Annotated in this window: 16 protein-coding genes, 1 tRNA gene and 2 pseudogenes; 8 read left to right on the plus strand and 11 right to left on the minus strand. The window is 64.9% G+C overall.

Features of this window, described 5'->3' with window-relative positions; all coding sequences use genetic code 11:
* Positions 1–22 precede the first annotated feature (22 nt).
* From XH83_RS02155 to XH83_RS02165, 3 genes are all read right to left on the minus strand, one after another.
* Positions 23–1,657, minus strand: coding sequence for an alkaline phosphatase family protein (locus XH83_RS02155; protein ID WP_194405462.1), 1,635 nt, complete (start codon positions 1,655–1,657; stop codon positions 23–25).
* A 224-nt stretch (positions 1,658–1,881) separates the two neighbouring features.
* Complete coding sequence (obgE, locus tag XH83_RS02160; protein ID WP_194405463.1) at positions 1,882–2,922, minus strand: GTPase ObgE; 1,041 nt, start codon at positions 2,920–2,922, stop codon at positions 1,882–1,884.
* Between the two features lie 85 nt (positions 2,923–3,007).
* Positions 3,008–3,490 carry a MaoC family dehydratase gene (locus XH83_RS02165; protein ID WP_194405464.1) on the minus strand — a complete coding sequence of 161 codons (483 nt, stop codon included), beginning with the start codon at positions 3,488–3,490 and terminating at the stop codon, positions 3,008–3,010.
* 119 nt (positions 3,491–3,609) lie between these two features.
* Between XH83_RS02165 and XH83_RS02170 the strand changes: the two genes are divergently transcribed.
* Positions 3,610–4,524 carry a DMT family transporter gene (locus tag XH83_RS02170; RefSeq protein WP_194405465.1) on the plus strand — a complete coding sequence of 305 codons (915 nt, stop codon included), beginning with the start codon at positions 3,610–3,612 and terminating at the stop codon, positions 4,522–4,524.
* Between the two features lie 42 nt (positions 4,525–4,566).
* Here the strand turns inward: XH83_RS02170 and XH83_RS02175 are convergent, their stop codons facing one another.
* The 3 genes from XH83_RS02175 to rplU all read right to left on the minus strand — a co-directional run bounded on the left by XH83_RS02175 (position 4,567) and on the right by rplU (position 6,071).
* Complete coding sequence (locus XH83_RS02175; protein WP_194405466.1) at positions 4,567–5,160, minus strand: GNAT family N-acetyltransferase; 594 nt, start codon at positions 5,158–5,160, stop codon at positions 4,567–4,569.
* Between the two features lie 152 nt (positions 5,161–5,312).
* Positions 5,313–5,582 (minus strand): 50S ribosomal protein L27, encoded by a 270-nt coding sequence (gene rpmA / locus XH83_RS02180; protein ID WP_024338898.1) that lies wholly within the window; start codon positions 5,580–5,582, stop codon positions 5,313–5,315.
* Positions 5,583–5,684: 102 nt separating this feature from the next.
* Entirely contained in the window at positions 5,685–6,071 is a 387-nt protein-coding gene (gene rplU / locus XH83_RS02185; RefSeq protein ID WP_194405467.1) for a 50S ribosomal protein L21, read from the minus strand.
* A gap of 345 nt (positions 6,072–6,416) precedes the next feature.
* Between rplU and XH83_RS02190 the strand changes: the two genes are divergently transcribed.
* The 6 genes from XH83_RS02190 to XH83_RS02215 all read left to right on the plus strand — a co-directional run bounded on the left by XH83_RS02190 (position 6,417) and on the right by XH83_RS02215 (position 11,406).
* Positions 6,417–7,541 carry an ROK family protein gene (locus XH83_RS02190; protein ID WP_194405468.1) on the plus strand — a complete coding sequence of 375 codons (1,125 nt, stop codon included), beginning with the start codon at positions 6,417–6,419 and terminating at the stop codon, positions 7,539–7,541.
* Between the two features lie 713 nt (positions 7,542–8,254).
* Positions 8,255–8,344, plus strand: a tRNA-Ser gene (locus tag XH83_RS02195).
* 180 nt (positions 8,345–8,524) lie between these two features.
* On the plus strand, positions 8,525–9,124 hold the full coding sequence (locus XH83_RS02200) for a TetR/AcrR family transcriptional regulator (protein WP_194405469.1): 600 nt from the start codon (positions 8,525–8,527) through the stop codon (positions 9,122–9,124).
* A 10-nt stretch (positions 9,125–9,134) separates the two neighbouring features.
* A complete protein-coding gene (locus tag XH83_RS02205; RefSeq protein WP_194405470.1) occupies positions 9,135–9,419 on the plus strand; it encodes a YciI family protein in 285 nt (94 codons plus the stop codon).
* Positions 9,420–9,532: 113 nt separating this feature from the next.
* Positions 9,533–10,804 (plus strand): DUF2157 domain-containing protein, encoded by a 1,272-nt coding sequence (locus XH83_RS02210; protein WP_194405471.1) that lies wholly within the window; start codon positions 9,533–9,535, stop codon positions 10,802–10,804.
* Entirely contained in the window at positions 10,801–11,406 is a 606-nt protein-coding gene (locus tag XH83_RS02215) for a GDYXXLXY domain-containing protein (RefSeq protein ID WP_194405472.1), read from the plus strand. The genes XH83_RS02210 and XH83_RS02215 overlap by 4 nt, the downstream gene beginning before the upstream one ends.
* On the opposite strand, the pseudogene XH83_RS40340 reads toward XH83_RS02215, so the two are convergent.
* From XH83_RS40340 to XH83_RS02230, 4 genes and pseudogenes are all read right to left on the minus strand, one after another.
* Positions 11,403–11,516, minus strand: a pseudogene (locus XH83_RS40340) (SEC-C metal-binding domain-containing protein); the annotation flags it as partial. The gene XH83_RS02215 and the pseudogene XH83_RS40340 sit on opposite strands and share 4 nt — an antisense overlap.
* A 957-nt stretch (positions 11,517–12,473) precedes the next feature.
* A pseudogene (locus XH83_RS40345) lies at positions 12,474–12,992 on the minus strand (hypothetical protein); the annotation flags it as partial.
* A gap of 35 nt (positions 12,993–13,027) precedes the next feature.
* Positions 13,028–13,690, minus strand: a complete 663-nt coding sequence (locus tag XH83_RS02225; RefSeq protein ID WP_194405474.1) for a hypothetical protein — start codon at positions 13,688–13,690, stop codon at positions 13,028–13,030.
* A 147-nt stretch (positions 13,691–13,837) separates the two neighbouring features.
* Positions 13,838–15,214 carry a PLP-dependent aminotransferase family protein gene (locus XH83_RS02230; protein ID WP_371746373.1) on the minus strand — a complete coding sequence of 459 codons (1,377 nt, stop codon included), beginning with the start codon at positions 15,212–15,214 and terminating at the stop codon, positions 13,838–13,840.
* Between the two features lie 162 nt (positions 15,215–15,376).
* Here XH83_RS02230 and XH83_RS02235 point away from each other — a divergent pair, with 162 nt between their 5' ends.
* Complete coding sequence (locus tag XH83_RS02235) at positions 15,377–16,237, plus strand: DMT family transporter (RefSeq protein WP_194405476.1); 861 nt, start codon at positions 15,377–15,379, stop codon at positions 16,235–16,237.
* A gap of 7 nt (positions 16,238–16,244) precedes the next feature.
* Here the strand turns inward: XH83_RS02235 and XH83_RS02240 are convergent, their stop codons facing one another.
* Positions 16,245–17,186, minus strand: coding sequence for a LysR family transcriptional regulator (locus XH83_RS02240; protein WP_194405477.1), 942 nt, complete (start codon positions 17,184–17,186; stop codon positions 16,245–16,247).
* Positions 17,187–17,201 lie beyond the last annotated feature (15 nt).

Genomic DNA, 17,201 nt, shown 5'->3' on the forward strand with positions numbered 1-17,201 from the left:
GAGAGGGCCTCGCTCCGGTCGCTCACATCTTTCCGCGCTGCGCGATGCCGTCCTTGATCGCGGCGAGTTCGTTCTCATCCCAGATGCCGATCAAAACGCCGTTCTTCACCTGGAGCTGGTTGTCGGCATAGGCCGCGATCTTCTCGCGCGGGGTGGTGATGTGGCCGCTCGGATGCAGCGCCCAGTCGAACAGCTCGGCCTGCAGCCGCGCGATGATCGCCGCACACTCCGGGTCGTCGCCGCGATCCAAAAACTCTTCCGGATCGGTTTCGAGATCGTACAGCATCGGACGGAAGCCGGAGACGTGGATGTATTTCCAGCGGCCGTCGAACACCATGAACAGGCGGCAGCGTTCGATCGGCTGGTTCAGCTTCAACCTGACGTCCTGCATGGCATAATCGTATTCGGAGAACGCGACCTTGCGCCAGTCTGACGGCTTCTCGCCGCGCAGCAGCGGCAGCAGCGAGCGCCCCTCTAGGATGTGGCCGGGCACCTTGCCGCCGAAATAATCGACGAAGGTCGGCGCGAGATCGATGCCTTCCACCAGCGCGTCACTGCGTGTGCCGCGCGTGGCGTCGGCTTCCCTGGAAGGATCGATGATGATCAGCGGAATTTTTGCGGACTGCTCGTGGAACAGGTCCTTCTCGCCCATCCAGTGGTCGCCGAGATAATCGCCGTGATCCGACGTGAACACGATCATGGTGGTATCCAGCAGGCCGCGCGCCTCCAGAAACGTCATCAGCACGCCCATCTGGTCGTCGATCTGGGTGATCAGGCCCATATAGGTCGGGATCACCTTCTCGCGGGCGTCGTCGCGCGCCATGTTGCGGGAGTAGCGCATGTCCATATAGGCGCCGAACACCGGATGCGGATTTTGCCGCTCGCGCTCGGAGCGGATCGCCGGAATCATGTCATCCGTCGAATACATGCTGGCATAGGGCTCCGGCGCGATATAGGGCCAGTGCGGCTTGATGTAGGACAGATGCAGGCACCACGGCTTGCCGTCGGTCTCGGCTTCGCTGATGAAGTCCATCGCGCGCCGCGTCATATAGGGCGTCTCGGAATGCTCCTGCGGCACGCGCGCGGCCTTGTCGGCATGGACCAGCAGCCAGCCGTTCTGCAATGAGCCATCTTCCGCCGCGCCTGAATTGGCCCAGTGCTCCCAGGGATTGCTGGCTTCAAAGCCGTGCTGACGCAGATACTCGTCATATTTCGGGCGCGGCCGCCCCGTGGGATGCAGGCCGTCGTCGCGCTCATAAGGCTCAAAGCCGCATTCGGCGACGTGCACGCCGATGATCGATTCCGGGGGAATGCCGAGCGCCTTCATGCCTTCGATATCGGGCGCCATGTGGGTCTTGCCGACCAGCACGTTGCGCACGCCGATCTTGTTGAGGTGATCGCCGAGCGTGGGTTCGCCGACACGCAGCGGCCAGCCGTTCCAGTGGGAGCCGTGCGAGCGCATGTAGCGGCCGGTGTAGAACGACATCCGCGAGGGCCCGCAGATCGGTGATTGCACATAGGCCTTGCTGAACAGCACGCCGCGCCTCGCCATGGCGTCGATGTTCGGGGTCTTCAGCGTGGGATGGCCGGTGCAGCCGAGATAGTCATAGCGAAGCTGGTCGCACATGATCCAGAGAACGTTCTTCGCGCGCGCCATGCGTCATCCCTGCCGTTTCTTGATTGTGTGATGCTGCGATATCGGAGCGATGAAGACAAGCCGGTGAGGTGCATGCCCCAGCCGCACGCACCGCTGTCGTCCCCGCGAACGCAGGGACCGATAACCCCAGGGAGTAGTTTGGCGAAGATTCGTAGTTCGGTACTGCGACCATCCGCAATCGAGAGATCACGCGATATGGGTCCCTGCGTTCGCAGGGACGACAATTACGCCGACCACGGCTCCGCTTCGGCCGCGCTCTTTGCCTTGGCCGACACCGGGGCCTCGCCGATCACCTCGGCCAGCGCGCGCAACGCTTCCGTCACGCCCTGACCGGTCACGCCGGACAGCAGCAGCGGTGTCTTCTTGGCGGCGCGCTTCAGCCGGTCCTTCTGCTTCTTGAGCTCGTCCGGCTCGACCGCGTCGATCTTGTTCAGCGCGACGATCTCGATCTTGTCGGTGAGCTGCCCGGCATAGGCGTCGAGCTCCGCGCGCACGGTCTTGTAGGCCTTGCCGGCATGCTCGCAGGTGGCATCGACCAGATGCAGCAGCACGCGGCAGCGCTCGACATGGCCGAGGAAGCGGTCGCCGAGGCCGGCGCCTTCATGCGCGCCCTCGATCAGGCCGGGAATGTCGGCCAGCACGAATTCGCGGCCGTCGGCATTCACGACGCCGAGCTGCGGATGCAGCGTGGTGAAGGGATAGTCGGCGATCTTCGGCTTGGCCGCGCTGACCTTGGCGAGGAAGGTCGACTTGCCGGCATTGGGCAGGCCGACGAGGCCGGCATCCGCAATCAATTTCAGCCGCAGCCAGATCCAGCGCTCTTCGCCCGGCTGGCCGGGATTGGCATTGCGCGGCGCGCGGTTGGTCGACGACTTGAAATGCGCATTGCCGAAGCCGCCATTGCCGCCCTCGGCCAGCACGAACTTTTCGCCGACCTTGGTGAAGTCGTGGATCAGCGTCTCGCGATCCTCGTCGAAGATCTGCGTGCCCATGGGCACCTTCAGCACGATGTTCTTGCCGTTGGCGCCGTGACGGTCCGAGCCCGAGCCGTTCTCGCCCTTCTGGGCCTTGAAGTGCTGCTGATAGCGGTAGTCGATCAGTGTGTTGAGGCCGTCGGCGACCTCGATGATGACATTGCCGCCGCGGCCGCCATTGCCGCCGGAGGGGCCGCCGAATTCGATGAACTTCTCGCGGCGGAACGCCACGCAGCCGTTCCCGCCGTCACCGGAGCGGATATAGACCTTTGCTTCGTCGAGGAATTTCATGGGCCATAGGTAGGCCAGCCGGCCCCCTGCGGCAACCCGGATAGACCCGCAAATCGGCCGAAATTCCGCGAATTGCGACCCTTGCTTAACCCGCCGGTCGCTTCCGGATCAGGAATTTCTGCGCTCCCTCCAGCACCAGCTCCTTGCGCTGGTTGAACACGGTACTGCGCAGCGTCACCGCGCCGGTCGTGCGGCCCGGCACCAGCTCGATGACCTCGAGCGCCGGATAGATCGTGTCGTCGGCGAACACCGGCTTGAGAAACCGGCTCGACTGCTCGAGGAAGCCGACCAGGGAGTCCTCGACCATGAACGGAAACAGGCCGGCGCCGGGCGCGGTGTGGATCAGGGTCTGGAAGCCGTGGGCGAGCAGATGCGGCATGCCGCGGCTGCGGCAATATTCCACGTCATAATGCACCGGATGGGTGTCGCCGCTCGCGGTCTGGAATGCGGCGAAGATCGCCGAGGTCTGGGTGCGGCTCGGCAGCACGAAGCGTTCGCCGACGACGAAATCCTCAAACCAGCGTTGCGTGGAGATCATGCGATGCCGGGTCGGGTCGAAATCGGTCATGTCAAAGCTCGCTTTGTCGATGTGGCGTCTATCGCTACTGCGATGCGAAGAGTGCGACAATCCGTTCAATTCAGCGTGGCGGGCTTGTCCGTATTGCTCATGGCATTACAACGGCGCCAATGCCCATCTTCAAGAACCTCTCCGCCTATGACGATCGCTCCGCGCGCCTCGCCGGCATTGCGCTCATGGTGCTGTCGATCTTCATGTTCTCGTTCGGCGATGCCATGGGCAAGTTCCTGGTCGGGACTTATTCGGTGGGGCAGCTGTTGTTCCTGCGCGCCTGCGCGGCGCTGCTGCTGCTGTCGCCGCTGATCTGGACGCAGCGTCACCAGTTCCTGCATCTGGAGCGGCCGCGCCTGCAGCTGTTTCGCGTCGTGCTCTCGACGCTGGAGGTTGCCGCCTTCTTCCTTGCGACCGTCTATCTGCCGCTCGCCGACGTCATCACCTATTATCTCGCCGGCCCGATCTTCGTCACCGCGATGTCGGCGATCTTCTTAGGGGAGAAGGTCGGCTGGCGGCGCTGGACCGCAATCCTGATCGGCTTCAGCGGTGTCCTGATCGCGCTGCGGCCCTCGGCGCAGACCGTCAGCCTGCCGGCGCTGATCGCGCTCGGCGGCAGCCTGTCTTTCGCGACCTTGATGCTGATCACGCGCAGCCTGCGCAAGACGCCCGATATCGTGATGGCGTCCTCGCAATTCGTCGGCACGTTTTCGCTCGGCGCCGTGTTGTCGGCGTTCAACTGGGTGCCGCCGACATCGGGCAGCCTGGTGTTCTTCGCGCTGGCCGGGGTCGTCTCGGTGACGGCATTGTTCTGCGTCAACCGCTCGCTCAAGCTGGCGCCGGCCAGCGTCGTCGTGCCCTATCAATATTCGATGATCGTCTGGGCGGTGATCTTCGGCTTCGTCGTGTTCGGCGACGTGCCGTCGGTCGCAACGCTGATCGGCGCGGCGATCATCATCGGCGCCGGGTTCTACATCTATCTGCGCGAGAGGGATCTCGGGCGCGAGAGCGCCGAAGTGAATCCGCCGGCGTGATGCCCACCCTCCCCCTCCAGGGGAGGGTAAGCGCCGCCCTGCCTACCTCATCCGCCGCGCGCTGCTCCAGCTCTTCAGCGAGGCCCACACGCCGCGGGACAGGCGGAAGCAGTCGACCGGCGTCGAGGAGCCCAGCGCCAGGAAGCGATGCAGCTGCACGCCGCTCCATTGGAAGCCGCACTTCTCCAGCACCTTGCGCGAGGCCGGGTTGGTGACACGCGCGCCGGCATGGAGATGCTCGTCCTCGAATTCCTCGAAGAAGAAGTCGATCGCGCCGCGCGCAGCTTCCGTGGCAAAGCCCTGGCCCCAATGCTCGACGCCGAGCCAATAGCCGAGCTCGGCATTGCCGGGCGTGGAGCAGTCGATGCCGACCATGCCGACCGGGTTGGTATCGTGCTCGATCAGGAACACGGTCTCAGCTCCGAGCGCGGCGGTGGCGCGGATGAATGCGACGGCGTCGTCCTGCGAATAGGGATGCGGCAGGCGGCGGGTGTTTTCGGCGACGCGGCGGTCGTTGGCGAGCCGGGCGATGGTCCTGACATCGGCAAGCGTCGGCCGCCGCAAGGTCAGCCGTTCGGTGGCGACGACGCCAGGTCTCGCCTCAGCCAAGGTCACGCTCGAGAAATCCTGCAACATGTCCGGCTCCGCTAGAAAGTCACTAAGTCAAAGTGAGCAAGTCAAAAGAAAAGGGGAGGCCGGTTTCCCGCCTCCCCCTGGAGCCTTCGATCTCTATGATCTGGACTCCGCCGGTTCAGTCGGGACCGGCGGACTCCAATTTGATCCACCGTCTATTCAGCAGCCTCTGCGATCGGGAGTACCGATACGAAGGTGCGGCCGTTGGCTTTGGCCTGGAACGCAACACGACCCTCGATCTTGGCGAACAGAGTATGGTCCGTGCCCATGCCGACATTAAGGCCGGGGTGCCAGGTGGTGCCGCGCTGACGCGCAATGATGTTGCCGGGAGTGACGACCTCCCCGCCGAACGCCTTGATACCGAGGCGCTTGCCCTTGGAATCGCGTCCGTTACGCGATGAACCGCCTGCTTTTTTGTGAGCCATGGCTCGTCTCCGAAATCCTGCGTAGTTCTAGGTCAATTCCTTGACGGAATCATTTCAAAATTTCTCACGCATCAATTCGTGAATTGGCGTGATCGATTTCAGCTATTCGGCGGCTTCCGCTGCCGGCTCCTTCGCCACTTTTTCCTTCTTCGGACGCGGGCCCTTGGTGGGCTTGGCGCCGTCGGTCAGGATCTCGCTGATGCGCAAGACAGTGATCTCGTCGCGATAGCCGCGCTTGCGGCGCGAATTCTTGCGGCGGCGCTTCTTGAACGCGATGACCTTGGGGCCGCGCTTGTGGTCGAGCACCTCGACCGCAACGGAGGCGCCTGCCACCGTCGGAACGCCCAGCACCGGCGAGTCGCCGCCGACCACCAGAACTTCATTCAGCTGCACGATCGAGCCGACTTCGCCTTCGATCTTGCCTACTTCGAGAACATCATCCGGCACGACGCGGTATTGCTTGCCGCCGGTTTTGATGACTGCGAACATCGTTTTTTTCTCCGTGTTCAATCCCGGCCTCGCGACTGCTACGTCGGGGCCGGCTTTTTGTCAGTCGCTAAGGGTTTATACGAGTCTTGTGCGGGCAGGGTTTATCCCTTTGAAAACCCACGCAAAAACAAGCGGCGCGAGAAACGCCCCACGCCGGTTGTGGGACTTATAGCCGCGATCAGCCAAGAGTCAAGCAAGAGTCAGGGAAAAGCCGGCGAAAAGCGCCCGGATTTGAAGGATTTGGCTCTCTCGCGGCCTTCAGCCGAATCTCGATTTGGCTTTGCAACAAACCGGTTCCCGCGCCGTTAGTCAGGCCGGAACAGATCAGCGGGCAAGGGCTCTTCAATGGCAACGGACGAACTGGTCAAGACGACGACGGGCATCGCCCATCACGGCGCCGAGCGGCTGCCGTCGGTGGACATCGACAGCTTCAACATCGAGATGAAGGACGAGGACGGCTTTCTCGGCGACCGCGCCAGCAAGGGCGCGTTCCGCGACATCCTCGACCGCTGGCGCAAGCCGCTGCGCAAGACGGGCGAGGACCCGTTCGGCAAGGAGCCGTCGGAGAACATCAGCAAGAAGACGCTGGATGCGATCCTGGTCGGTGACGACACCGAGGCCTCCGCGCTGGTGCATAGCGCCATCGAGGATTTCGCCCAGGAGCTCGCTTACGTCACGCGCCGCTTCCTGAAGACAAAAGCCTGGGCCAAGACCGAGCGCATCGTGGTCGGCGGCGGTTTCCGCGATTCCCGGCTCGGCGAGCTCGCGATCGCGCGCACCGAGATCATCCTCAAATCGGAGGACTTCAAGATCGACATGATGCCGATCCGCCATCACCCGGATGAAGCCGGCCTGATCGGCGCGCTGCATCTGGCGCCGTCCTGGATCTTCGAGGCCCATGACAGCATCCTCGCCGTCGACATCGGCGGCACCAATATCCGCTGCGGCCTCGTCGAAACGGCCTGGAAGAAGGCAAAGGACCTGTCGAAGGCCAAGGTGGTGAAATCCGAGCTGTGGCGTCATGCCGACGACGAGCCGACGCGCGAAGGCGCGGTGAAGCGGCTCACCAAGATGCTGAAGGGGCTGATCACGGAGGCCGAGAAGGACGGCTTCAAGCTCGCGCCCTTCATCGGCATCGCCTGTCCCGGCGTGATCAACGCGGACGGCTCGATCGAGAAGGGCGCGCAGAATCTGCCGGGCAATTGGGAGAGCAGCAAGTTCAACCTGCCGGCGAGCCTGCTCGAGGGCATTCCGCAGATTGGCGAGCACGACACCGCGATCCTGATGCACAATGACGGCGTGGTGCAGGGCCTCTCCGAGGTGCCGTTCATGCAGGACGTCGATCGCTGGGGCGTGCTCACCATCGGCACCGGCCTCGGCAATGCCCGCTTCACCAACCGCCGCAAGGAGAACGGCAAGGACGCGGACAACGGGAAGAAAAAGGACAAGGACAGCAAGAAGGGCGACTAGCCGCTGCTTCTTCCTGGGTGCGATCGCCGCCACGGCGGAGGTCCACTCCCTCTCCCGCCTGCGGGAGAGGGCCGGGGAGAGGGTGCCTCCGCGTTGGGACCCCCTGCGGACAGAGGCGTCCGCCGCGCCGTCGGCGCGACCGCCGAACCGTCCCCCCAAGTAACCTTGACCGGTTAGGTTAAGGACCGGATTGCGTTGCGGTGCGCCCGCCGCACGCTAGGGTCGAACCGTCGCTTCCACCTGGCCGGCGAAGCCGCCCTTCCCAGCCAGAATTTCAATGAGCGGCACCGGGACCGCCAGTGTTTACCGCGTCTGGCGGTCCCACCCCGTTTTTCCAAGCATGTTTTGAATCCGGCCTCCGCCCCACCGGCGCTGCGCCCCCTCCCCCGCTTGCGGGGGAGGGTCGGGGGAGAGGGTCTCTCCGCGCTGGGATCGCCAATGGCATTTGCCCCGTTGGCCGAGATCATCAGGTGCTCCATGCCAGTTCCTCCCCCAAGGCAGAGCCGTTGTCGCGCAAGGCGGCCTCCGATTCGCCCGACAAAACGCCTCAACCCGGCAATCCGCACCACCTTTCCGGAGCGTTCGTGCCGGGAAGCCCGGGCAGCGGCCGAAACAGGCAGCGGATTTTCCCCTTTCGCGCCTTGTCTGGCCCGCCATCCTCGCCTATTAACGCCCCCAACCACAGGGGCCCTGCTCCTACCATGGCGCCTTCAGGAGAGGTGGCAGAGTGGTTGAATGCACCGCACTCGAAATGCGGCATAGGTGCAAGCCTATCGGGGGTTCGAATCCCTCCCTCTCCGCCAGCTCAGTCAAAATCTCCGGTCAAAGATTCGCGGCCGTCGCGGGAGCATTCCCTCATGGACAGCTTCGTCGCGCGAATGCGGGACGGATGCTTGGCCTTGATTTTGTAGGACGTTCGTCCTAATTCTTAGGTCAATTGTCCTACGTGCGGTCTTGCCGTCCGCACCGATCGTGAAGCAGCCATGGGCGCCAGCGAAACTCGCCAGCAGATCGTAGAAGTCGCCGACCGGCTCTTCTATGAGCGCGGCTTCGACGCGACCTCTTTCGCTGACATCGCAGCGGCGGCGGGCTTGTCGCGCGGCAACTTCTATTACCACTTCAAGACCAAGGACGAGATTCTCGACGCCGTGATCGCGCGGCGCGTGGCCGATACGCTCAACATGCTCGATGCTTGGCAACAAAGCACTTCTTCGCCGGTGGATCGGGTCCGCAGCTTCGTCCACATCCTCATCGCGAACCGGACCAAGCTCATGGTGTTCGGTTGCCCGGTCGGCACGCTGTGCACCGAATTGGCAAAGCTGGATCATATCGCAAGGGCCGACGCGGCTGCCCTGTTCACATTGTTTCGCGACTGGCTGCGCCGCCAGTTCACCGAACTCGGGCGTGAAGCAGATGCGGATGCGCTGGCCCTGCACGTCCTGATGCGCAGCCAAGGCGTTGCGACGCTCGCCGCCGCGTTCCGCGATGAAGCGTTCATCCGCCGCGAAGTTGCGGACTTGGACGCGTGGGTGCTTGCCCAAAGTCGGGGCGCTCCAAATTCAAACGCCCAACAACTTGCTTGATGGAGAGATCATGTTTGTCATCACCCTTCGCTTTGCGGACAAGGCCAAGGCGCCTCTTTTCATGGAGGGGCACAATGTCTGGATCAAACGGGGCTTCGACGATGGCGTCTTCCTGTTGACGGGAAGTCTTCAACCGAACGCCGGCGGCGCAATCCTCGCGCACAATGCCTCGCCCGAGGACATCGCGGCGAGGGTCCAGGACGACCCCTTCGTCGCCGAGGGCGTCGTCAATGCTGAAATCCACGCCATCACGCCTGGGCGTACCGACGAGCGGCTCGCCTTTCTCAAGGCCTGAGCTGCGCATGCTGGCCGATCGCTCAGCCTTCCGCAGGCCAGTTGAACCCACGCCGCGCCCGCCCCGACCCAGCAATGCCCCGCCCTCCGGCGGGCCCGAGGTAACCCACCCCGATGTTCGAGAAGACCTACCGCGACCGCCTCGACGCCGATCTTGCGCGATGGGAGGCCGACGGCGTGATTGCGCCGGCGGCTGCCGCCGCGATCCGCCATGCACTGCCGCCGCTGCCTGCGGGCATCAATATCGCGGTGGTGGTCGGCATCGTCGGTGGTCTCTTGATCGCGGCGGCGTTCCTCGCCTTCGTCGCCGCGCACTGGACGGAGATCGCGCGGCTGCTGCGGTTTGCGATCCTCATCGCCGGCATGGTCGTGACCTCTGCTCTCGGCGCCTGGTTCGCTGCGCGGGGGCGTGAGGTTCTCGCCGATCTCTGCGCCAGCATCGGTGCGATCATCTTCGGTGCGGGCATCGCGCTGGTCGGCCAGATGTATCATCTCGGCGACGACTTTGCCGGCGGCATGCTGCTGTGGTCGATCGGCGCGTTGGCCGCGGCGCTGCTCACCGGCTCGCGCGGGGCGCTTGCGGTCGGCCTCGCCGCCGCCGGCATCTGGACCTGCATGCGGATCATTGATGCGCCCGACATCCTGCATCTTCCGTATCTGGCGGTCTGGCTGCTCGCCGCCGGCCTTGCGTTCGCGTGGAATTCCCGCGTCGCGGCCCACCTCGTCGCGCTCGCGGTGCTGCCGTGGTGGATCGCCACCTCGCTGCGCTTCGACTTCGACGGGCCGCAGCCGTCCTTCGTGCTCGCGAACAGCGCGGCCCTGCTGTTCGGCGCCGGGCTTGCGATCGCAGCTGCGCCCTCGCCGCGGGCGTTGCAACTCGGGAGCGTGCTGTCGATCTACGGCGCGTTCTCGCTCGCCGCGGCCGCGGTCCTCGAGGTCACGACGGTCGACGACATCATCCGCTTCCGCACCGGCGCGGGATCCGCCCAGCCCTTGTGGGCGATCCTGTGCGGAGCGGCCGGCGTGGTCCTCGCACTCGTCTCCGCCGCGCTCACCAAGCGCAAAGGTGAGATCCTCGCAGCCTGCGCGATCGGGCTGGTGTTGCTTGCCGCACCGCTCTGGCCGGTCGCGACAGCCGGCGAGCCGTGGCTCGCTTATGCCGCGCTGCTGTGCGCCATGCTGTGCCTCGTCGTCTCCGGCGTGCTCGACGACGTGCGGCCGCGCATCGTGGCCGGCTGGCTCGGCATTGCCGGCGTCATCGCCGGCATCACCTGGGCGGTGAAGGGCTCGCTGCTCGCCCGCTCGGCGTTCCTTGCGGCGGCCGGCATCGTCGCCGTCGCCTTCGCAACGGCGCTCAACCGCGCGCTGCCGAGGAGTGCACGATGAACCAGCTGATCACATCCATGTCCGCGCTCTGGCAGCGCATCCCGAAGCCCGTGCTGTTCGGCGTCGCCGTTCTGCTGCAATGCCTGCTGCTGGTGCTGATGGTGGTCGACCGCGTGCAGATCCTGCGCGAAGGCACCGAGGTCACGCTGCAGACCCAGCCGGTCGATCCGCGCGATCTCCTGCGCGGCGATTATGTCGTGTTGCGCTACGACATCTCGCAGGTCGCGGCCGGCGCGCTCGCCGGCAAGCCGGCGGAGTCGCGCAACCCCGCCGTGTTCGTCAAGCTCGTGCCCAACGCCGACGGCGTTTACGCCGCCGTTTCCGCGCATGCCGAGCCGGTGCCGGTCACCGCGCCCGAGGTGCTGATCCGCGGCCGCGTCAGCTATTCCTGCGGATCGCACATCCGCACCTTCTGCGACAAGCTGACGGTCAAATACGGCCTTGAAAGCTATTTCGTGCCGGAAGGCGAGGGCGGCAAGCTCGAGCAGGCCCGCAACCAGCAGAAGTTGCGCATCGTCGCCGCCGTGCTGCCCTCAGGCCGCGCCGCCATCAAGCGGCTGCTGCTCGACGGACAGCCGGTGTATGAGGAACCGCTGTATTAGGTTGCCTCGTGCGCGCCGTGACAATGCTTGTAGCGTTTTCCTGAATTGCACGGGCAAGGGTCATTGCGCCGCAAGCCTGCAACCTCCGCCGACGACCCCGGTTCGGCGGGAATCTTCATGACGAGCGTCGATGATCCATCCGAAGCTGCGGCCGGCAATGAAGCGGCCGGGGCGTTTCGGCGGTTCATCAGCCATCCGACGAAACATGAGGTCACCACGAACCCGCCCAGAAGCGCCATGCCCAGCTTGGTGTCGAAAGCCTGCTTGCGGTCCCGCTCCTCGGACTCTCTGGCCGCTTGCTGGCGCTGCTCTTCCCGTTCCACATACCATTTTGCGGCGGCTTGAAGCGCCGTCGCGGGAATGCTCCAGCTCACCGATGTCTTTTCCGGCCGCGAGAGCATGACGGCCCGCGACAGCAATGCCATCTGCGACGGAGAATTGCTTTCAGAGTTGATCCGGGTTGCTGTCACGCGCGATGCAAGGCCGAGCGACACCCCGCCGCACACCGATGAGACCAGCGTCATGCGACGGTTGCCCTTGGTCTCCTCGATGGTTTCCCAACGCCCCAGGCCTGGAAGTGTATCGGGCAATTCGACGTGATCGATCTCGTGAGCGTCGATCAGCCGCGTGAGCTCATAATGGTGGAGGTTCTGCTCCTTCAGCATATGGGCGATCGCGAAATGCCGGTAGATATTGTACATGTCGCGCCAGATCGGCTCGGCGCGGATGGTCTCTTCCATGCGGGCGGTCCAGTCGCAGGCGAACTCCCTTGCGATGGGATCTTCGTTGCCGCTCTTGGCGCCTGCATCCGCATTGGCATCGGCGTCGCTGAGGATCACCTGGGCCGACTGCAGCGACGCTATTTGGTAGTCGTGTGAATATTCGAACTTGCCTGGCTCGAACCAGAACCGGCGCCGGCTGCTCCAATCGCCCATGGACGTGCCGGCCCGCAGCATCTGTCGCGACTGATCGAGCCGGCGCGCGAACGTCCCGGGCAAGGGCGGACTGACCGGCAATTGCAGCGTGCCCTGCGAAACCTGCTTCATGCGATAGTCGGCTTCGACCAGCACCTTCGTCACGCGACAATGCCTGGGCAGGGAGTCGACGCGAACCTTTTGCGGCTGCTGGGAGCACATCCGCAAATATTGCTGCTTCGCGGCTGCATCGCGCCCCGAAATCTGGTCGAGATGCGGCGTTTGATCTCTGTCCGGATCCAGAGAGATTCCCGGCTCGATGTTGCCGTACTTCCTCGCGGCCGACCTGATCGCGACGATGAGATCGTCGAGATAAAGATCCGGCTGCCCCTTCTCGGCAATGCCGCAGAGCAGGATGTCGTAGTCGTCGTCCCGGCAGACGGTATCGATCCGGCTCAATCCGGTGAGCCGCTTTGACCCGCCCGATTTCGCCCGCTTCAACGCCTCGCGCAGCGAGACGGCGACCTCCGCCCGCATGTCCGTTTTCGAAACCGCGGCGGGAACGCTGCACGACTTGTCCGCCGCCATCGCAGCCAGGGGCTTTTGCAGGACTAACGCGCTCACTCCTGACGCCAGAAAACCGCGCCGATCGACAAGCACCTTGTGCATCATGGAAGTCTATGTCCCCGCCCTTATAAATTCTTCGGTCAAGTATCCGGCTTCTTCAAATTGAGAATCTTGCGCCTGAGTTCGCTCAGGTCGCTTTCCGTCCCGGTCGGCGCCGCTCCGATGTGCACGCCGCCGACGGGCGCCGAAGCTGAGGGACGCGTTGGCCCGCTGACGTTCGACGCGGATGGCTTTGAGCCGATGTTGGGTGAATTCGGGCTCGAGCCGGCAGGCTCGCGGGAGCCGCTGACGCCCGATTCTCTGGTTGGGAAGGAATGTCCGCTCGGGGAGGAATTTGGCTTCCTGGCACTGGGAGCCACGCGCCCGCCACCGTCACCTGAAACGTCCGACTCCAGTGGCGTGCGCTGATTTCGCCAACGCTGCAGCTCCATCAGCTCGCGAGCGGCGGCGGCGGCGCTGTTCAGCCGCATCCGTTCCTCTTGAGGACTTTCGTAGTCCGGCCTGGTGACGAGATTCTCTCTCAACGAGAGCCTGCTGACGCATTGTCCCTGATTCCAGCCGATTTCAGCGACATCCTCTCCGCCCTTGTCGCAGTCCATGCATTTTTTGTACAGCTCATACAAGTCGAAGGAGATGTAGCTGCAGTTCCATCCAGGGCCGTATTTCTTCTGCAAGGTCTCGGCCTGGGCCGGACAATTGCAGATTGCGAGAACGGCAATTGCCGCGAGAATGAAATAGCGCATGAATGTCGTTCAGCTAATGATGTGACCGACCCGTGGCCGGCTGAAATTTACACTGCGCAGCTTAATCCAGCGGGCCCATGCCGCAACCTCTTTCTGCCCACTTAGCCCGTATCGGCGTTTCAGTTTGCTTAATCCCGTTGCCGCGGATCAGGCGCCGTTGTTTCGGGAGTGCTTTTTCAATGCCCGCCGCAGCACGTCCCACACCAGGGGATCGTTCATCTGCGCCACGTTGAAGCGCATGAAGTGCGAGGCGGTCTGCGCCACGCTGAACACGTTGCCCGGCGCCAGCACCACATCCTCCGCGAGCGCCGCGCGCGCGAGTTGTGCGGCGTCCTGCCCGCCCGTGAGGCGGCACCACAGGAAGAAGCCGCCGCGCGGCATCAGCCAGGGCTCGATGCCGATCGCCCCGAGTCTTCGCGCAACGTCCCGCCGGGTGCTCGCGAGCTTCTGCCGGAGTTCGTCCATGTGCTTGCGATAGCCGCCGCCGGCCAGCACTTTCGCGATGATCTCCGTCGCGACCGGGCTCGGACCGCCGAAGCTGGTTGCGACCTGGAGGTCGACGAGATGCTCGATCCAGTCGGCCCGCGCGGCGATGTAGCCGGAGCGGACCGAGGCCGACAGCGTCTTGGAGAAGCTGCCGATGCGGATCACGCGATTGAGCCCGTCGAGCGCGGCAAGCCGCGCCGAGCGCTCCGGCTCGAGGTCGCCGAAAATGTCGTCCTCGATGATGGTGAGGTCGTGCGCCGCGGCCGCCGTCAGCAGACGGTGCGCCGTCTGAAGCGACAGCGTCGCGCCGGTCGGATTGTGCAGGGCCGAATTGGTGATGTAGAGCCTGGGACGCTCAGTGGCGAGGATCTGCTCGAAGCGCGTGATGTCCGGGCCCGTCGGCGTCATGGTCACGCTGACGATCCTGGTCTGATGCGCCCGCAGCAGCGCACGGAAATTGAAGTAGCAGGGATCGTCGACCAGCACCGTGTCGCCGGGACGCAGCAGGAAGCGGCAGACGAGGTCGGTGGCTTGCGTCCCCGAGCCCGTCAGCATGAGCTGATCGACGGACGCGTGAATCGCATCCTCGGCGAGGCGCGCGAGCAGCAGCCGGCGCAGCACAAGTCCGCCGCGCGTGCTGCCATAGTCGGTCAACAGATCCGCATCGGTCCGCGCCAGCGCACGGATCGCGCGGCGCAAGCCAGCCTCCGGCATCCAGCTCGCCGGCAGCCAGCCGCAACCGGGCTTTGGCACGCCAGCTTCGGCATCGAGCGATTGCCGGGAGACCCAGAACGGATCGACCTCCCGGTCGCGCCGCGGCCCGCCTTCGGCAAGCGCAAGCGGCGGCATGATCGCCGGCGCAACATAGAAGCCCGAGCCGCGACGGGCGCGGATCAGGCCTTCGGCGGCGAGGCGGTCATAGGCTTCCACCACCGTGGAGGGCGAGACGTTCATCGCTGCGGCGAAGCTGCGGATCGACGGCAGGCGGTCGCCGGCACCGAGCGCGCGGCCGGCGACCTTGGCGCGGATCGCGCTCATCACGTCGATGGTCCGCCTGCCGCCGCGTCCCCTGGTTTGCGCCTCGCTGTCCAAAGTGTATGACCTTCCATACCCACACAGTTTTGCCGGATTGTACTGGATTGTCACTGGTCTCGCCACCGCCGAGGGCTCAGTGTCGCGACACAGGACAATGGGACGGCGATGCAATCTGCGGGCAGCGGCTGGGGCAACGGACTTCTCGGCGTCATCATCTTCAGCGGCTCCCTGCCGGCGACGCGCGTCGCGGTCGGCGGCTTCTCCGCGCTGTTCCTGACCTCGGTGCGCGCGGTCATCGCGGCGCTGATCGGTCTTGCCGTGCTCGGTCTGCTCCGTCAGGCGCGGCCGCAGCGCAAGGATCTCGTCTCCCTCACGATCGTCGCCGTCGGTGTCGTGGTCGGCTTTCCCCTGCTGACCGCGCTCGCGCTCCAGCACATCACCTCCGCGCATTCCATCGTCTTCATCGGCCTGTTGCCATTGTCGACGGCGGTCTTCGCCGTCGTGCGCGGCGGCGAGCGGCCGCAGCCGCTGTTCTGGCTGTTCGCGGGTCTCGGCAGTGCCACGGTGGCCGGCTTTGCCTTGTCCGGCGACGGATCGGCCTCGTTCACCGGCGATCTCCTGATGGTGGCCGCGATCGTGTTGTGCGGCCTCGGCTATGCCGAAGGCGCGGCGCTGTCGCGCCGGCTCGGCGGCTGGCAGGTGATCTCCTGGGCGCTGCTGCTTGCTCTGCCGCTGATGCTGCCGGTCGCGCTTCTCACCTGGCCGTCCGCATGGAGCGGCATCAGCGTGCCCGCCTGGGTCGGGCTCGCTTACGTCTCGATCTTCAGCATGTTCGTCGGCTTCATCTTCTGGTACCGCGGCCTCGCGCTCGGCGGCATCGCGCGGGTCGGCCAGTTGCAACAGCTCCAGCCGTTCTTCGGCCTCGCGCTCGCGGGCCTTCTGCTGCACGAGCCCGTCGCCTGGAGCATGATCGCCGCGACCGTGCTCGTGGTCGCCTGCGTGTTCTTCGCGCGGCGGTTTGCCTGACGGCACGTTAGCTCTGTCGCCTGCCCGACTGAGCCTTTTCGATTCCGGGAATTCGCGCGATCTGCCCGGCGAGGAAATCGACCAGCAGCCGTACCCGTGCGACGCCGGAGCGCTCCGGCACGATCAGTAGGCTCAGCGGGACGGGAGGCGGCGAATAGTCCGCGAGCACGCGTTCGAGCCTGCCGGCCGCGAGAAGATCGTGGACGAGCCACAGATGCGTGGGCCCGATGCCGCGGCCGGCCGCTAACGCCTCTCGCGCGGCAAGTCCGTGATCCACGCGCAATCGCCCCGTGAACGGGACCTCATGGCGTCCGCCGCGGCGGCCTTGCAGCACGAGCACATCACTGCCGGCGACGTTGGACATTCTGATTCCCTGGTGGCTTGCGAGGTCCAGCGGACGCGCGGGCCTGCCGCACCTCGTCAGATAGTCGGGCGCGGCAACAAGCAGCCGCCGCGACTGCCCCAGGGATCTGAGCTTCATCGAGCTCTCGGCGAGCGGCCCCAGGCGGAGCGCGACATCGACACCTTCCCTCACGAGGTCGACCCGTTCGTCCGTCAGATTGAGGTCCACCGACACATCGGGATAGCGGTCCTGGAAAGCGAAGATGAGACGGCTGACGTGGAGCACGCCGAACGCCGCGGTGCAGGATATCCGTATCGTTCCGGCGGGCGCGCCGCGGGCGCTGCGTGCCTCGTCGCCGGCGTGCTCGACCAGGCGCAAGATCTGCACGCAATCGGCATAATAGCGGCGCCCCTCCTCGGTCATCGTCACGCTGCGCGTGGTCCGCGTGAGCAGCGGCACGCCCACGGCCTGCTCCAGTTCCCGAATGTGCCGCGTCACGCTGGACTGGCCAACGCCGAGCTCGCGCGCGACGGCCGACAGGTTTCCCCGCTCGGCGACCCTCACGAAGCTGCGCATGCGCTCGAGGCTGACCTCCGATCTATCCATTTTTCGGTATGATCC

The organism is Bradyrhizobium sp. CCBAU 53351 (assembly GCF_015291745.1).
In the GTDB taxonomy this organism is placed as follows: domain Bacteria; phylum Pseudomonadota; class Alphaproteobacteria; order Rhizobiales; family Xanthobacteraceae; genus Bradyrhizobium.

Bases quoted from the DNA above. Each gene is read 5' to 3' on its own strand.
- XH83_RS02155 (WP_194405462.1), bottom strand. From the start codon at position 1,657: ATGGCGCGCGCGAAGAACGTTCTCTGGATCATGTGCGACCAGCTTCGC.
- XH83_RS02225 (WP_194405474.1), bottom strand. From the start codon at position 13,690: ATGCGCTATTTCATTCTCGCGGCAATTGCCGTTCTCGCAATCTGCAAT.
- XH83_RS02190 (WP_194405468.1), top strand. From the start codon at position 6,417: ATGGCAACGGACGAACTGGTCAAGACGACGACGGGCATCGCCCATCAC.
- XH83_RS02210 (WP_194405471.1), top strand. From the start codon at position 9,533: ATGTTCGAGAAGACCTACCGCGACCGCCTCGACGCCGATCTTGCGCGA.
- XH83_RS02205 (WP_194405470.1), top strand. From the start codon at position 9,135: ATGTTTGTCATCACCCTTCGCTTTGCGGACAAGGCCAAGGCGCCTCTT.
- rplU (WP_194405467.1), bottom strand. From the start codon at position 6,071: ATGTTCGCAGTCATCAAAACCGGCGGCAAGCAATACCGCGTCGTGCCG.
- XH83_RS02235 (WP_194405476.1), top strand. From the start codon at position 15,377: ATGCAATCTGCGGGCAGCGGCTGGGGCAACGGACTTCTCGGCGTCATC.
- XH83_RS02175 (WP_194405466.1), bottom strand. From the start codon at position 5,160: ATGTTGCAGGATTTCTCGAGCGTGACCTTGGCTGAGGCGAGACCTGGC.
- XH83_RS02170 (WP_194405465.1), top strand. From the start codon at position 3,610: ATGCCCATCTTCAAGAACCTCTCCGCCTATGACGATCGCTCCGCGCGC.
- XH83_RS02200 (WP_194405469.1), top strand. From the start codon at position 8,525: ATGGGCGCCAGCGAAACTCGCCAGCAGATCGTAGAAGTCGCCGACCGG.
- XH83_RS02240 (WP_194405477.1), bottom strand. From the start codon at position 17,186: ATGGATAGATCGGAGGTCAGCCTCGAGCGCATGCGCAGCTTCGTGAGG.
- rpmA (WP_024338898.1), bottom strand. From the start codon at position 5,582: ATGGCTCACAAAAAAGCAGGCGGTTCATCGCGTAACGGACGCGATTCC.
- XH83_RS02165 (WP_194405464.1), bottom strand. From the start codon at position 3,490: ATGACCGATTTCGACCCGACCCGGCATCGCATGATCTCCACGCAACGC.
- XH83_RS02230 (WP_371746373.1), bottom strand. From the start codon at position 15,214: ATGAGCGCGATCCGCGCCAAGGTCGCCGGCCGCGCGCTCGGTGCCGGC.
- obgE (WP_194405463.1), bottom strand. From the start codon at position 2,922: ATGAAATTCCTCGACGAAGCAAAGGTCTATATCCGCTCCGGTGACGGC.
- XH83_RS02215 (WP_194405472.1), top strand. From the start codon at position 10,801: ATGAACCAGCTGATCACATCCATGTCCGCGCTCTGGCAGCGCATCCCG.